At 69.9% G+C, this 15,036-nt stretch carries 13 protein-coding genes; 10 read left to right on the top strand and 3 right to left on the bottom strand.

Going from position 1 to position 15,036, the window contains the following annotated elements:
* The first annotated feature begins 5 nt into the window (after positions 1–5).
* The 4 genes from ddaH to ACSMFO_RS05860 all read left to right on the top strand — a co-directional run bounded on the left by ddaH (position 6) and on the right by ACSMFO_RS05860 (position 4,333).
* Positions 6–827 carry a dimethylargininase gene (gene ddaH, locus ACSMFO_RS05875; protein WP_436457312.1) on the top strand — a complete coding sequence of 274 codons (822 nt, stop codon included), beginning with the start codon at positions 6–8 and terminating at the stop codon, positions 825–827.
* Positions 828–2,237, top strand: coding sequence for a cation:proton antiporter domain-containing protein (locus tag ACSMFO_RS05870; protein WP_436457310.1), 1,410 nt, complete (start codon positions 828–830; stop codon positions 2,235–2,237).
* Positions 2,234–3,244, top strand: a complete 1,011-nt coding sequence (locus ACSMFO_RS05865; RefSeq protein ID WP_436457308.1) for a TauD/TfdA family dioxygenase — start codon at positions 2,234–2,236, stop codon at positions 3,242–3,244. The genes ACSMFO_RS05870 and ACSMFO_RS05865 overlap by 4 nt, the downstream gene beginning before the upstream one ends.
* A gap of 234 nt (positions 3,245–3,478) precedes the next feature.
* A complete protein-coding gene (locus ACSMFO_RS05860; RefSeq protein WP_360096946.1) occupies positions 3,479–4,333 on the top strand; it encodes an SDR family oxidoreductase in 855 nt (284 codons plus the stop codon).
* Here the strand turns inward: ACSMFO_RS05860 and ACSMFO_RS05855 are convergent.
* From ACSMFO_RS05855 to ACSMFO_RS05845, 3 genes are read right to left on the bottom strand one after another with little or no spacing between them, the layout of a single operon-like run.
* Positions 4,296–5,300, bottom strand: a complete 1,005-nt coding sequence (locus ACSMFO_RS05855; RefSeq protein ID WP_436457629.1) for a glycosyltransferase family 9 protein — start codon at positions 5,298–5,300, stop codon at positions 4,296–4,298. The two genes, ACSMFO_RS05860 and ACSMFO_RS05855, sit on opposite strands and share 38 nt — an antisense overlap.
* A 17-nt stretch (positions 5,301–5,317) precedes the next feature.
* Positions 5,318–6,805, bottom strand: a complete 1,488-nt coding sequence (locus ACSMFO_RS05850) for an HAD-IIIA family hydrolase (RefSeq protein WP_436457306.1) — start codon at positions 6,803–6,805, stop codon at positions 5,318–5,320.
* A 34-nt stretch (positions 6,806–6,839) separates the two neighbouring features.
* On the bottom strand, positions 6,840–8,945 hold the full coding sequence (locus ACSMFO_RS05845; protein WP_436457304.1) for a catalase: 2,106 nt from the start codon (positions 8,943–8,945) through the stop codon (positions 6,840–6,842).
* 106 nt (positions 8,946–9,051) lie between these two features.
* On the opposite strand from ACSMFO_RS05845, the gene ACSMFO_RS05840 reads away from it, so the two are divergent.
* The 6 genes from ACSMFO_RS05840 to ACSMFO_RS05815 are packed head-to-tail and all read left to right on the top strand — an operon-like array spanning position 9,052 to position 14,736.
* Positions 9,052–10,416: an aldehyde dehydrogenase family protein gene (locus ACSMFO_RS05840; protein WP_436457302.1), complete on the top strand. Its 1,365-nt coding sequence runs from the start codon at positions 9,052–9,054 to the stop codon at positions 10,414–10,416.
* Positions 10,416–11,450 carry an FUSC family protein gene (locus ACSMFO_RS05835; protein WP_436457301.1) on the top strand — a complete coding sequence of 345 codons (1,035 nt, stop codon included), beginning with the start codon at positions 10,416–10,418 and terminating at the stop codon, positions 11,448–11,450. The genes ACSMFO_RS05840 and ACSMFO_RS05835 overlap by 1 nt, the downstream gene beginning before the upstream one ends.
* A gap of 28 nt (positions 11,451–11,478) precedes the next feature.
* Positions 11,479–12,528, top strand: a complete 1,050-nt coding sequence (locus ACSMFO_RS05830) for an NAD-dependent epimerase/dehydratase family protein (protein WP_436457299.1) — start codon at positions 11,479–11,481, stop codon at positions 12,526–12,528.
* Positions 12,525–13,334 carry a nucleotidyltransferase gene (locus ACSMFO_RS05825; protein WP_436457297.1) on the top strand — a complete coding sequence of 270 codons (810 nt, stop codon included), beginning with the start codon at positions 12,525–12,527 and terminating at the stop codon, positions 13,332–13,334. The genes ACSMFO_RS05830 and ACSMFO_RS05825 overlap by 4 nt, the downstream gene beginning before the upstream one ends.
* Positions 13,331–14,068 (top strand): metallophosphoesterase family protein, encoded by a 738-nt coding sequence (locus ACSMFO_RS05820; protein ID WP_125737715.1) that lies wholly within the window; start codon positions 13,331–13,333, stop codon positions 14,066–14,068. The genes ACSMFO_RS05825 and ACSMFO_RS05820 overlap by 4 nt, the downstream gene beginning before the upstream one ends.
* A complete protein-coding gene (locus ACSMFO_RS05815; RefSeq protein WP_436457296.1) occupies positions 14,065–14,736 on the top strand; it encodes a phosphate signaling complex PhoU family protein in 672 nt (223 codons plus the stop codon). Before ACSMFO_RS05820 ends, ACSMFO_RS05815 begins: the two co-directional genes overlap by 4 nt.
* The last annotated feature ends 300 nt before the right edge of the window (positions 14,737–15,036 follow it).

Genomic DNA, 15,036 nt, shown 5'->3' with positions numbered 1-15,036 from the left:
GAAGCGTGTCACGGACTGCCACCCAACGGCACTACCTGATGGTCAGACCGACGTATTTCGACGTCGAGTACTCGATCAATCCCTGGATGGACCCGAAGAAGCCGACGGACACCGAGCTGGCCATCGCGCAGTGGGAGTGGCTGCGTGATCTGTACGTCGACCTGGGACATCGGGTCGAGCTGCTGGATCCGCTGCCCGGTCTGCCCGACATGGTGTTCGCGGCCAACGGCGCCACCGTGGTCGACGGGCAGGTGCTCGTCGCGCGGTTCCACCACGTGCAGCGGGCAGGGGAGTCCGACGCGTATCTCAAGTGGTTCCGCGACAACGGATACCGCTACGTGCGGCAGGCGCAGTGGGTCAACGAGGGGGAGGGCGACTACCTCGTCGCCGGGAAGGCCATCCTCGCGGGGACCGGGTTCCGCACGAATCCGGAGGCGCACAACGAATCCCGCGAGTTCTTCGGCCGCCCGGTGACCAAGCTGACGCTGATCGACCCGCGCTACTACCACCTCGACACCGCGCTCGCCGTCCTCGACGACGACACGGTCATGTACTACCCAGGGGCGTTTTCCGAGGAAAGCCGTCTGCTGCTGAAAGAGCTGTACCCCGACGCGATCCTGGCGTCCGAAGCCGACGCGTCCGTGTTCGGCCTCAACGCGGTCTCCGACGGCAAGCACGTCGTGCTCCCGCAGGCGGCCACCGAGCTCACCGCGCAGCTTCGGGAGCACGGCTTCGAACCGATCGGCGCCGACCTGTCCGAATTGCTCAAGGCGGGCGGCAGCGTCAAATGCTGCACGCTGGAACTGCGCGCCGCTCAAGGAGAATAGATGGAATCGGCTGTACAGGAGCGGAGCGGGCGTACCGCGCTGCGCCGGATCCTCGTCGGGGCCGCGTTGATCGCGGTCCCGGCGGCGGTCGTCGTCGTGGTGCTCGGACTGGGGTCGGCCTACGCGCCCGTCGCGAGCACCGGGGCCAAGGCCGCGGGCGGCGGGCCCGACACCTACGCGCGCCTGCTGGTCGCGCTCCCGGTGATCCTGGGCGCCTGCCACCTGGCGGGTGTCCTGGCCCGGCGGCTCGGCCAGCCCGCGGTGATCGGCGAGATCGTCGCCGGCATCCTCCTGGGACCGTCGCTGTTCGGGATCGTCTGGCCTGCCGCGTTCGGCTGGCTGTTCCCCGGCGGGGTGGTCTCGGCGATCAACATCCTGTCGCAGCTGGGTTTGATCTTCTTCATGTACCTGGTCGGCTCCGAGATCGACCTCGACGCGGTACGGCGGCGCGGGTTCACCGCGGTGACCGTCAGCCAGGTCAGCATCGCGCTGCCGATGGTCTGCGGCATCGTGCTCGCGCTCGGCATGTACCCGGCCTTTGGCGGTGACGTCGGCTTCCTCGCCTTCGGCCTGTTCATCGCGGTCTCCATGAGCGTGACGGCGTTCCCCGTGCTGGCGAGAATCCTGACCGACCGCGGCATCGCGAAGACGCCGCTGGGCGCGCTCGCGCTCACCTGCGCCGCCGTCGACGACGTCGCCGCCTGGTGCCTGCTGGCCGTGGTGGTCGCCGTCAGCCAGGGCGGGACGCCGTCGGAGGTCTTCCTGACCGTCGGGCTCACCCTGGCGTTCGTCCTGGCGATGGTCTACGTCGTCCGGCCGCTGCTGGCCAAGGTGCTCGCGCGCGTGCCGGAGTCCGCGGTGCTCGCGATCTTGCTCGGCGGGATCATGCTGTCGGCGCTGGCCACCAACGAGATCGGCATCCACGCGATCTTCGGTGCCTTCCTGTTCGGGGTGATCGCGCCGAGGAAGGATCCGGTCGTCGCCCGCGCCGCCGGGAAGCTCGGCAGCGTGACCCTGACGTTGCTGCTGCCGCTCTTCTTCGCCTACACCGGCCTGCACACCGAGTTCAGCCTGCTCGGCTCCGGCTCGCTATGGCTCTGGACCGTGCTGATCACCGCGGTGGCGGTGTTCGGCAAATGGGCGGGCAGCACGACGGCGGCGCGGCTGACCGGTGTCGGCTGGCGCGAATCGCTTTCGCTCGGGGCGCTGATGAACTGCCGCGGGCTGACGGAACTGGTGGTGCTCAACGTCGGCCTCCAGCTGAAGGTGATCAGCCCGGCGGTGTTCGCGATGCTCGTGATCATGACGCTGGTGTCGACGATCGCGACCGCCCCCGCGCTCACTCTCATTTCCAGGTTCAAGACGAGACCGCCGGTCCAGCGGCGGCGGAAAGTGGATAGGACACCATGACCAGCAAGGAAACCCTAGTCAGCACCTTCGCCGAAGTCGTCCTCGACGACGAGGTCCGGGACACCGTCGGGAGCGACCTGCGGTCCTTCCCGAACCCCGTCGACGACATCGACCGTTCGCTGGCGATGCTCCGTGTCACGTTCTCGAAGCTGCCGATCGATCAGCTGCAGACGATCCTGGACTTCGGCAGGCACGTCGACACCCCCGGCGTCGCGTTCGTGCGCAACCTGCCGGTGGACCCGGAACTGCCGGAGACGCCGATCGACGGGGAACCCAGCAAGGACAAGAAGACGTTCGTCGCCGAGACCGTCCTTTTGGGACTGAGTCAGCTGCTCGGCGAGCCCGTCGGTTTCACCACCGAGAAGAGCGGACGGCTCGTGCACGACGTCGTCCCGGTGTCGGCGGGTGCGCGGAGCCAGACGAACCAGAGTTCGCACGTGTTCCTCAACTTCCACAACGACATCGTGCACGACGAGGTCGGCCGCTACGACGTGTCCAATCCGGACTTCCTGGTGCTGAACTGCGTCCGCCAGGACGGCAACAAGGAAGCCGTCACCTACTACGCCGACGGCAGGGACATCTCGGCCGCGCTGGACCCGGAGGTGCTCGACGTCCTGCGCCGTCCGCTGTTCCGGCTCAACGCGCCCGGCAGCTACGTGCGTGACGTGGCCAAGGGGGCCGACGTGCTCTCCGACCTGGTGCCGGTGATCTCCGGTCCGGCGGAATCGCCCGAAGTGGCGGTCTCGGCCAACGGAGTGGTGGGGGAGACCGTCGAGGCGGAGCAGGCGCTGGAGGAGCTGCAGCGGGTCTGCCGTGAGGTCGCGCATCAGGTCAAGCTCGAGCCGGGGACGGCGCTGCTGATCAACAACCGGAAGGGGCTGCACGCGCGGTCGCAGTTCTTCGCGCGGCACAACGGGCGGGATCGGTGGCTGCAGCGCACTTACCTCCGGCGGAGCTTGTGGACGATCCGGTACCGGGGGGTTGACGGAGATCGGCGGGTGCACTGAGGTTTCGGCTTCTGGTACGTGAAGGCCCCCTTCATTGCGCTAGACGCGGTGAAGGGGGCCTTCACGGACAGCCCTGCCGTAGGTGGTTGCGAAAGCCACTTTCGCAACCTTGAACGTTGTGAAAGCCACTTTCGCAACACCCCACGCGCCGCCTCCAGCCGCCGCAAGGGCCATGTTCAGGCGAGCTGCCATCCGGGTAACCCTCCCCGAAAGCACCCGACGGGAGGGAACCCGATGGCAGAGAAACTCCGGCCGCCGCAGCAGCAGGAACCGCCGGGCGTGACGTCGAAGATGGACCCGCCGCCTCGTGACTCCATGGAGGACTACGAGGGCCGCGAGCTGCTGGCCGGCAAGCGTGCCTTGATCACCGGCGGCGACTCCGGGATCGGCCGCGCGGTCGCCATCGCCTTCGCGAAAGAAGGCGCCGACGTGGCGATCGCGTATCTCAACGAGCACGAGGACGCGAAGTACACAGAGGAACGCGTTCGCGCCGAAGGGCGTGAGTGCCTCCTTCTTCCGGGTGATCTCGCTGAAGCGGCGCAGTGCCGCGAGATCGTGGACCGGACGGTGAAGGAGCTCGGCGGGCTGGACATCCTGGTCAACAACGTCGCCACGCAATGGCCGGTCGACTCCCCCGAGGAGCTCACCGACGAGCAGTGGACGCATACCTTCGACGTCAACATCCACAGCTTCTTCCGGGTGACGAACGCCGCCTTGCCCCATCTTGCCGAGGGCTCGGTCATCATCAACACCGGCTCGGTGAACGGCTTGCGGGGCAACAAATCGCTGATCGACTACTCGGCGACCAAGGGAGCCGTGCACGCTTGGACGTACGCGATGGCGCAGGCGCTGGCCGATCGCGGCGTGCGGATCAACTGTGTCGCGCCCGGTCCGGTGTGGACACCACTGATCCCGTCGACGTTCCCGCCGGAGAAGGTGGAGAAGTTCGGCCTCCAGGTCCCGTTCGAGCGCGCCGCTCATCCGGACGACCTCGCGCCGTCGTACGTCTTCCTGGCGTCCAACCGGCTTTCGTCGTATTACAGCGGTGAGGTCATCGCCGCGCTGGGCGGCGAGACCACGCCCGGCTGAGGCGCGCCACGGCGGCGGCGACGGCTTCGGGCGCGACGCGGTCCAGGCACGGATGGCCGGGCACGGGGCAGACCCGGGCCCGGCTGTCCCGGCACGCCGCGTGCTGGTCGCCGAGCACTTCGGACGGCACCCCGTACGGCGCCCAGCGCGACGACGGCACGACAGGGGCGAACAACGAGACCACCGAGGTGCCGACGGCGGCCGCGAGGTGGGCGGGGCCGGTGTTGGGTGCCACCACCACGTCGGCCGCGGCCAGTACGGACGCCAGTTCGGGCAGGTCCGTACGGCCGCCCAGATCGAGCGCGTCCCCGGCGACCTGGCTGGTCAGTGCGCTTTCCGACGGCGAGCCGGTCACGACGACACGGCGTCCGGCGGCCTGCAGTGCCCGCACGATCGCGGCCGAGCGGTCGGCAGATGGTTGCCTCGCCGGGACCGACGCGGCGGGGTGGACGACCACGTAGTCCTCGTCGCCGACCAGCCTCTCCACCGGCGGCAGTGGCCCGCGGATCGCGAGCCCGCCGTCGTCGCCGGGCGGCAACGAGAAGCCCGCCGCCTTGGCCAGGGAAAGCATCCGCACCGGTTCCGGCGGGTCACCGGGCACCCGGTACCGCAGATCCAGCAGCGATCCGGGGTAGTCCTCGCTGATCGCGCCGATCCAGGGCACGCCCGCCATCCTCAGCAGCAGGGCCAGCGGGAGCGGGGACTGGTGGAACGACGTCAGCACGAGCGCCGCGTCGAAGGAGTATTCGCGCAGACGCCGGACCAGCGCTTCGGTCTCGTCCCGGGCGACCGGCGGCGGCTCGGGGTCGATCCACGGCGCGCACCAGGTGACGACCTCGTCCACGCCGGGCAACAGTTCGCCCGCGGCGCGACCACGGGGACCGGCCAGCAGGACCACCCGTTCGGCACCCGCCGCGACCGCGCGGACACACGGACCGGCCAGCAGGACGTCGCCGAGGTTGTCCATCCTCGCGACCAGGACGTTCACCGGGACCCCGCGACGGCCAGGTGGACGGCTTCGGCGAGGTCGCGGGCGACGGTCGCCCGGCGGCGGGCGCGATCGATCTCCTCCGGCCGGGTCCGCGCGGTCGGGATGAGGATTCCGCGTGCCCCGGCGGCGAGGGCGGCATCGACGTCGGCTCCGGTGTCGCCGATGACCACGCAGCGCCGGACGTCCACGCAGAGTGCCTCCGCGGCCTGCCGCACCAGCCCGGGCGCGGGTTTCCGGCAGGCGCAGCCGTCGCCGTCGTCGTGCACGCAGACCTGCCAGGTGCCGAACGGGCCGAGCATCTCTTCGACGCGGGCGTTCACCGCGGCCAGCCGGTCCGGGGTGATCAGGCCTTTGGCCACCCCGGACTGATTGCTGACCACGCCGATCCTGATCCCCGCCGCACGCACCCCGTGCAGGAGTTCTCCGGCGCCGGGAACGGGACGGACACCGTCGGGGTCGTCGAGGTAGGGGACGTCGACGATGAGGGTGTCGTCGCGGTCGAACAGCAAGGCCTGCGGCCGCCGCGACAGCCGGTGCGTCACCTCCCCGCGCAGCCGGTGGTAGCAGGCCGCGGGCGGGATGAGCACGCTGGTCAGCAGCATCCGCCCGACCTCGCCGGGCGTGAGCGGCCCCGGGGCGATCCGGCGCGCCGCGAACTCGGCGGTCAGCCCGGCCCACAGTCCGGCCGCCGCGGCGGCGGCCTTGCGGCGTCCCAGCGCGAACAACGCCACGGCGCCGGCCGCGCTCACGGTGGCCATTGCGTGCCGTTCGAGCCGTCCGTGCCCGGCCCCGGTCTGCCGCCGCCAGAGGACACCGTGCTCGCGCCGCATGAGCGCGTCGTCGGCGTTGCCCCGCTGGGCGCGCAGGCTGGCCAGCGGGCCCGATCGTTTGGGCGGATGGACGGTGACGCGTTCGCCGCGCGCGATGAGATGGCCGGCCCTGGCGACCTTCAAGGCCAGGTCCGAGTCTTCCCGGTAGGCACGGGGAAAGCGTTCGTCGAACCCGCCGACCTCGGCGAGCACGGACCGGCGGTAGGCCATGTCGGCGGTGATCCACCGGGCCGTCTCCAGCCCGGCCGTCCCGCGCTCGTCGTCGGTCGGGCGGCGGTCCGGCGGCAGCGGTACGACGAGGCGGGCCTGCGACGCCGCCGTCTCCCGGCCGAGGGAGAGCAGATCTTCGGCGAGTTTCCGCGGCCAGTCCGAGCCGATCAGCACGTCGTCGTCCAGGAAGGCGATCCATTCGGACTTCGCGTGCCGCCAGCCGGCGTTGCGGGCCGCCGCCGGACCGCGCCCGCCGGACCGGACGACTTCGACGTCCACGGTGGACGGGGGAAGCCGTAGGTCGTCGCCGCCAGGACGGTCGTCGGCGACGACGATCCGCGCCGGCCTTGGCTCTCCGGCCGCTTCGATCCCGGCCAGGAGCGTGCGGAGGTTCTCCCGGCCGGTCGTCGGAATCACGATCGTGTAGTCGAGGTCGGTCACCCTCTTCCGGTACCCCGGAGCCACGGCGGCAAACTCACGCGGGGATCGCGCCGGTCTTCCGCAGCCACGAGCGATGTTCGCCGAGTTGCGCGGTGAACGAGGCGAAGAAGCCGTCGGGGAGGGTCGCCTCGGCCGCCGTGGTGGTCACCACGCCCTGGTCGATGAGGGTTTCGCTGTCGTCGGCCAGTTTCGAGGTCACCCCGGCCCGGCGCAGCAGGTCCAGACCCGAGCCGAACGCGGCCACCGGCTTGCCGTGTTTGTAGGCCTCGGCGACGAAATGCACCGCGTAACCGTCGTGTTCGAGGATGTTGATCGCGCTCGGGCCGCACGGGACGACGACGGCGTCGTAAAGCACCGACGCCACGGTGTTGAGCTGCCTGTCCGGCCGCAGCGGATCCCCTTCCCCGCCCGGCCGGAGTTCGGCCTCGGTGGGAGCAAGAACCTCGACGATCGCACCCTGCTCGGTCAGCGCCTCGGCCAAGCGGCCGACACCGATCGTGTCGACGCCATCGGCCGCGAGCACTGCGACCTTCCGGCTGGTCGGCGCCACGGAAGGCTGGTTCAGCTGGGAAAGCGCGGGGGAGGTGCGGTCGTGGTGCGGGGTGGCGGGAGCGGCGGGCACGCTCACCCCGATCCCCTCGGCGACTTCGGCGGCCAGATCGTGGTCGACGTTGTTGAGCTCGGCGACCGTCCGCGCCCGGACCTCCCGGTCCTCGACCTTGCCGAGTTCGAACCGGAACGCCGCGACGATGTGCTCACGTTCGATCGGCGACATGCTGTTCCAGAACAGCGTCGCCTGGCTGTAGAAGTCCTTGAAACTCTCGCTGCGGTCCCGGATCTTGTGGCCCGCGACGGCTTCGGTGTAGTGCCGGAAGACGCCGGAATCGGCGATCGCCGGGCAGCCGCCGCCGCGCGAGTTCGGGAAGTAGCTCGTCCGTCCCTTGTGGACGTTCTGCTGGCCGTACCCGTCACGCTGGTTCGTGTGCACCGGCGCGATCGGCCGGTTCACCGGGAGCTGCGAGAAGTTGGGGCCGCCGAGCCGGATCAGCTGCGTGTCGAGGTAGGAGAAGTTCCGGGCCTGCAGCAGCGGATCATTGGTGAAGTCGATACCGGGCACGATGTTCGCGGTGTGGAAGGCGATCTGTTCGGTCTCGGCGAAGAAGTCCTCGGGGTCGCGGTCCAGGACCATCCGCCCGACCGGGCGCACGGGCACCTGCTCCTCGGGGATGATCTTCGTGGCGTCCAGCAGGTCGAAGTCGAAGTCGTGCTCGGAGTCCTCGTCCACCAGCTGCACGCCCAGCTCCCATTCCGGGTACTGGCCGGACTCGATCGCGTCCCACAGGTCACGCCGGTTGAAGTCGGGATCCTTGCCCGCGATCTTCTGGCATTCGTCCCACACCAGGGAATGCGTGCCGAGGACGGGCTTCCAGTGGAACTTCACGAAGGTGCCCTTGCCCTCGGCGTTGACCAGCCGGAAGGTGTGCACACCGAATCCCTGCATCATCCGGTAGCTGCGCGGCAGCGCGCGATCGGACATCAGCCAGAGCACCATGTGCAGGCTCTCCGGCTGGAGCGAGACGAAATCCCAGAAGGTGTCGTGCGCCGACTGGGCCTGCGGGATCTCGTTGTGCGGCTCGGGTTTCACCGCGTGCACGAAATCGGGGAACTTGATGCCGTCCTGGATGAAGAACACCGGCATGTTGTTGCCCACGAGGTCGTAATTGCCTTGGCGGGTGTAGAACTTCGTCGCGAAGCCGCGGACGTCGCGCACGGTGTCGGCCGAACCGCGGGAACCGGCGACGGTGGAGAACCGCACGAACACGGGGATCTTCTCGCCGCTGGTGAGGAATTCGGCGACCGTGTAGTCGGCCAGCGCGTCGTCATAGGCCTCGAAGAAGCCGTAGGCGCCCGCGCCGCGAGCGTGGACGACCCGTTCGGGGATGCGCTCGTGGTCGAAATGGGTGATCTTCTCGCGGGCGTGGAAGTCTTCGAGCAGCGTCGACCCCCGGCTGCCCGCGGTCAACGAGTCGTCCGTGTGGTCGACCCGGACTCCCTGCTGTGTCGTCAGCACGGACTTCTCCGGATCCACCCGGCTTCCGTCCAGCTGCTCGTTCTTCGCGTCCTCTCGATGCTGTGCCACAGGTCTCGCCCCTTCGCGGTGGTGGGTTCTCTCGCGGCTACCCCGGCACCGTTTCGGCAAAACGACAGCGGGTAACCGGCGCGCAGAAAACTTCGAGGAGGTGCGAATGACGACGGTGGACCGGCCTGCCGTACTGGAGATCCGCGACCCCGCCGACGACAGTCTCGTCGGCAGCGTCAAAGCGGCGACGACCGAAGGCGTTCGGACGGCGATCGCCGCGGCGAAGCGGCGGGCCCCGGGCTGGGCCGCCACACCGGCGGCCGAACGCGGGATCGCGCTGAAGGACGCGGCGAGGTCGCTCCGGGCGCGGGCGGGCGAACTCGCCGTCCTCATCGAGAGCGAGACGGGCAAACCCCGCGACGAGGCCGAAGAGGGTGTCCTGGCCGGAGCCGGGACCTTGGAGCAGTACGCCGAACTGGGACCGGTGCACCGCGGCCGGTCCCTGCTGGGTGACCCGTCGGCCACCGACCTGATGGTGCCCGAACCCCGGGGCGTGGTCGTCGCGCTGACATCGTGGAACGACCCCGTCGCGGTGGCCTGCGGGCTGCTGGGCGCGGCACTGGTCACGGGGAACACGGTGGTGCACAAGCCGAGCGAACGCTGCCCGCACACCGGCGCCTGGCTGGGGAACGTGCTGGCGCAGGCCCTTCCCGGCGACGTGCTCCAGACCGTGCAGGGCGACGGAAGCGTCGGCGCCGAACTCGCGGCCCATCCGGACGTCGACGTCGTCGCTCATGTCGGCGGCACGGCCGCGGGCCGCTCGATCGCGGTGAGCGCGGCGCGGACCGGCGCGAAGGCCTTGCTGGAGAACGGCGGGAACGACCCGCTCGTCGTCGACGCCGGCGTGGACCCGGTCTGGGCGGCCGAGCAGGCGGCGATCGGGGCCTTCGCCAACTCCGGGCAGATCTGCGTCTCGGTCGAACGGATCCATGTACACCAGGACGTCGCGGACGCCTTCCTCACCGCGCTGGTCGCCGAGGCGGGCCACCGGAAATTGGCCCCGCTCGTCGACCGGCGCCACCGTGACGGGGTGCACGCTCAGGTCGCGGAAGCGATCGCGCAGGGCGCCGATCCGCTCACCGGAGGGTTCGTTCCCGACGGCCCCGGTGCTCATTACCCGGCGACCGTCCTCGCCGGATGCACACCGGGGATGCGGGTCCTGACCGAAGAGACGTTCGGCCCGGTCGCGCCGGTGACCGTGGCGGCCGACTTCGATCAGGCACTCGAACAGGCGGCCGCCGGCGAGTACGGCCTCGCGGCCACCGTGCTCACCGCCTCGATGGCCCACGCGCAGCGTGCCTGGCGCGAACTCCCCGCCGGGACCGTGAAGATCAACAACGTCTTCGGTGGCGCGCCCGGCGGGGCCGCCCATCCGCGGGGCGCCAGCGGCAGCGGCTACGGCTACGGGCCGGAGCTGCTCGACGAAATGACGCAGACCAAGGTCGTCCACCTGGGTCCGCCGGGTCCGTGATGGGTGGGAAGACGCCGTTCGGCTGGGTCGCCCGGGCGTTCCGGGTGCCGGGGGAAGAACGCCGGAGCCTCGTCCAGACCGCGAAGGCCACGGCCGCGGCGGTGATCGCGTGGATCGTCGCGACGGCGGTCCTGCGGCTGCCCCAGCCCTTCCTGGCGCCGTACGCGGCGGTGTTCCTGGTGCAGGCCACCGTCTACCGGTCGCTGCGCGGCTGGGCACAGCAGGTCGGCGCCGTCAGCGTGGGGGTGCTGCTCGCGGCGGGCGCCGGTCAGGTCATTCCTTCGGTGACGGTGGCGCTCGGGCTGGTCATCTTCATCGGCTTGCTGATCGGCTCGTGGCGGGGCTTCGGCGATTCGGGGGTGTGGGTCGGGATCACCGGCATGCTGCTGATCTCCTATGGCAACGCGACCGAACCCGTCCTGCTCGCCGACCGGCTGCTGGAAACCGCGCTGGGGGCGGGGATCGGCGCCGTGCTCAACGCGGTGATCCTGCCGCCGCTGCACGGCGAGCGCCTGCGGGCGGCGACTTCCCGGCTGGCATCGGCGATCGCATACGTCCTCGACAAGACCGCGGAACTGGTCCGCGGCGGCGAGACGACCGACGGCCTGGACGATCGCATGGAGGATGTCCGCAGCCTGGTCGCGGAGGCGGAGGACGCGATCGGCTGGACCCGGGAGGGCCGGTACCTGAACCTCCGTGGACGGCGTGAGACCCGCGAGGAACCGTTGGCGAACCTCGTCTCCCTGTGGCATCCGCTCGCCCAGCTGATCGACGCCGTGAGCGAGGCCGCCCGCAGCGAGCAGCCGTTCCGGCATCCCGGCGAACACGCGCGCGGGGTGGTCGGCGACCTGCTCGAAGCCCTCGCCGAGGTGGCCCGTTCGGGTGATCCGGCCAAACTCGATCGATGCCGCGACCTGGTCGGCGAGATCGACCACCTGCTCGTGACCCCCACGGACGAGGTCACCACCTCGATCGGGCTCGGGGCGATGGCGCTGCCCGCCCGGCGGCTCGTTCAGCGGCTCCGCGCCGATTAAGGCGAGGCGACGGTGGGTAACCGTACCCATGAGCGGTAAGCGGATCGTCGTGACCGGCGCCACCGGCAATGTCGGGACGGCGGTGGTCCGCGCGCTGGGCGCGGACCCCGAGGTCGGCTCGATCGTCGGCGTGGCGAGGCGCCCGAGCCGGTGGGAGAGCCCGAAGACCGAGTTCGTCACCGCGGACGTCGCCCGCGACGACCTCCGTGCCGTGTTCGACGGCGCCGACGTGGTGATCCACCTGGCCTGGCTCTTCCAGCCCACCCGCCGGCCCGAGATCACCTGGCGCTCCAATGTGCTGGGTTCGATCCGGGTGTTCGAAACCGTGCAGGCCATGCACGTGCCGTCGCTGGTGTACGCGTCGTCGATCGGGGCTTACTCGCCGAGGGACGACGACCATCCGGTGACCGAGGAATGGCCGACCCACGGGTCGCCGAAGGCGGCGTACACGCGCGAAAAGGCTTACGTGGAAAGGGTTCTCGAAGCGTTCGACCGGAGTCATCCGCGGCTGCGGGTGGTCCGGGTACGGCCGGGATTCCTCTTCCAGAAGGCGGCGGCGCCCGAGCAGCGCCGGCTGTTCGGCAGGCCGTTCGTCCCGGGCAAGCTCGTCCGTCCGTCGCTGATCCCGGTGCTCCCCGACATCCCGCAACTGCGGATCCAGACCGCGCACACCGAGGACGTGGCCGACGCCTATCGCCGCTGTGCGCTGCAGGATGTCAAGGGAGCCTTCAACATCGCCGCCGATCCGGTGCTGGACACCCGCGCGCTGGCGCGGATCTTCGGCGCCAAACCGGTGAAGGTCCCGGCACCGTTCGTCCGTCGAGCGCTGGCCGCGGCCTGGTCTTTGCACCTGATCCCGGCGACGCCGGGGCTTTTCGACGCTGTCCTGCATCTGCCGGTGATGGACTGCACGCGCGCGAGGGAAGAGCTGGGCTGGACGCCGCGATACTCGTCGGAGGACGCCATCGAAGCCTTCCTCAAAGGACTGCGGGAAGGTGAGGGATGCCCGACCGAACCGTTGAAACCGGACGTCGGCAGGGCACACGAACCGGCCACCGGGGTGGGGGAGCGACCGTGAACGAGAAGGAACTGCTGCACACGCTGACCAGGGTCGTGTCCACTTTGGACCAGACCGCCGTGCGATTCGCCGTCGCGGGCGGCCTCGCCGTCTACGCGCGGGGCGGGCCGCCGTCCGATCACGACGTCGACCTCTTCCTGAAGGAGGAGGACATCGAGGAGGCTGCGGAGGCCCTGGAAGCGGCGGGGCTGAGACGGGAGCACCCGCCGGAGGACTGGCTCACCAAGGTCTACGACGGCGACTGCCTCGTCGACCTGATCTTCCGGCCCAACCATCGGCCGGTCACCGACGAGATGCTCGACCGAGCCTCGTCGATGAGGGTCGGGGCGACCGCCGCGCCCGTGCTCAACGGGACCGATCTGCTCGTCGACAAGGTCCTCGTGCTCAGCCCGCACCGGTGCGATTTCGCGCCGCTGCTGCGGATCGCGCGCGACCTCCGCGAACAGGTCGACTGGCACCGGGTGGCCGAAGAGACCGCCGAATCGCCGTACGCGTGGTCGTTCCTGACCCTGCTCGCGGCACTGTCCATCATCGACGGAAAGGAGCTTCCGATGCCCGAGGAAGCGCCCCAGTACCTGGTCGCCAGGCTGACCAAGGCGCTGGCGGAAGACCCGAGGACCGCCGAACTCGGCGTGCACGTCACCGTGCGCGGCGACCAGGTCCGGCTCAGCGGCGAGGTCCCGTGCGCCAACCGCAAGGCCGACATCGAGGCGGTCGTCTGCGAACACATCGCGGCCGAGCTGGTGCACAACGACGTCCGGCTGGCCGACGTCCGGGAGCCGTCGCACGCCGAGGAGATCCGGTGATCCGGGTCGCCGCGGTCGGGGACGTCCACCTCGGGGAGGACAACCGAGGCCTGCTGCGGCCGGCACTGGACAACATCGCCGAACACGCCGACGTGCTGTTGCTCGCGGGCGATCTCACCCGGCACGGCAGCGTCGACGAGGCCAGGGTGGTGGCCGACGAGTTCGCCGGACTCCCCGTCCCGGTGATATCGGTGCTGGGCAACCACGACTATCACTCGGACGAGGCGGAGGCGGTCAGCGGGCTGCTGGAGGAAAGCGGGATCACCGTCCTCGAGGGTTCGGCGACCACAGTGGACCTGGAGGGCGGGAAGCTCGGCGTCGCCGGGGTCAAGGGCTTCGGCGGCGGGTTCGCGGGCAAATGCGCGAGCCGGTTCGGCGAACGCGAGATGAAGGATTTCGTCGAGCACACCATGGCGGCGGCCAAACGGTTGCGCACCGCGCTGGAAGGGCTCGAACACGAGCAACCCGACGTGACCGTCGCGCTGACCCACTACTCGCCGATTCCCGGCACCCTGCACGGCGAACCGCCGGAGATCCACCCGTTTTTGGGGTCGTACCTGCTGTGCGAGCCGATCGACGACGCCCAGGTGGCCCTCGCCGTGCACGGGCACGCGCACTACGGCAGCGAACAAGGCGTCAGCCCCGGCGGGGTCCCGGTCCGCAACGTCGCCCAACCGGTGATCCGCGCGGCGTACGCGACGTATGTCCTCGAACCTGCGAAAGTGCTCACATGAGGGAACGATTCCACGGTCAGCTGAGCGTTCTCGGCGAGCTCCTGTCGAGTATGTGCGGCATGGCCTGCGAAGAACTGCACCTGGCGAACCGGGTCTTCCTCGACCGGGACGTCGAAGCCGCCGCCGAACTGGCGACGGTCGAGGCGAGACTGAACGCGGCACGGACCCGATGCGAGGAGTCCGCGCAGAAGCTGCTCGCCCTGCAGGCGCCGGTGGCCGGCGACCTGCGGACCGTGCTCGCGGCGGTGTACTGCGCCGACCGGCTGGAGCGGATGGGCGACCTCGCCCAGCACATCGCCGACCAGGCCCTGCGAGCGCCGGAATTCGCCGTCCCCGACGCACTCACCGGCCGTTTCGGCGAGATGGCCGGACTCGTCGGCTCGATGGCGGAAGACCTCGGCGCCGCGATCGAAGGGTCGACGGCGGAGGTCTTCCACTCGCTGGCCCGGTCCGATCAGCGGGTCGACGCGCTGCACGAGGAGCTGATGACCCTGGTGACCGAACCGGACTGGTCCGACGGCGTCGCGCCCGCGATCTCGGTGGCGCTGCTGGCGCGGTTCTACGAGCGGTTCGCGGACCAGGTGGTGTCGGTGGCGCGGCGGGTGGATTTCGCGCTCACCGGGGAATTGCCGGAGTCCTCCGTGCGGGATGCGCCTGCTGAGCTTTGAGCTCGCGCTGGGCCATCGTCGCGTGTCGCGAAAGCCACTTTCGGGACATCTAACGTCGCGAAAGTGGCTTTCGCGACATGCGTTTGGTGACGGAGCCGAGTTCGATGCCCAACCCCACCAGCGCGGTCCGCGTGAAGGCCTCCTTCCCTCGGCTCAGCCGAGGGAAGGAGGCCTTCACGCGCTGGGCCTCGTGGCTGGAGCAGCGATGCCTCTCGCCAAGGTTGCGAAAGCCACTTTCGCAACCTTCAGCGTTGCGAAAGTGGCTTTCGCAACCTCTTGGCGAGCGGCCCCGACGCACTC

Origin of the sequence: Amycolatopsis sp. w19, from assembly GCF_051373225.1 — a bacterium.
Taxonomy (GTDB): Bacteria; Actinomycetota; Actinomycetes; order Mycobacteriales; family Pseudonocardiaceae; genus Amycolatopsis; species Amycolatopsis japonica.
This window is presented reverse-complemented; position numbering and strand designations above follow the sequence as displayed.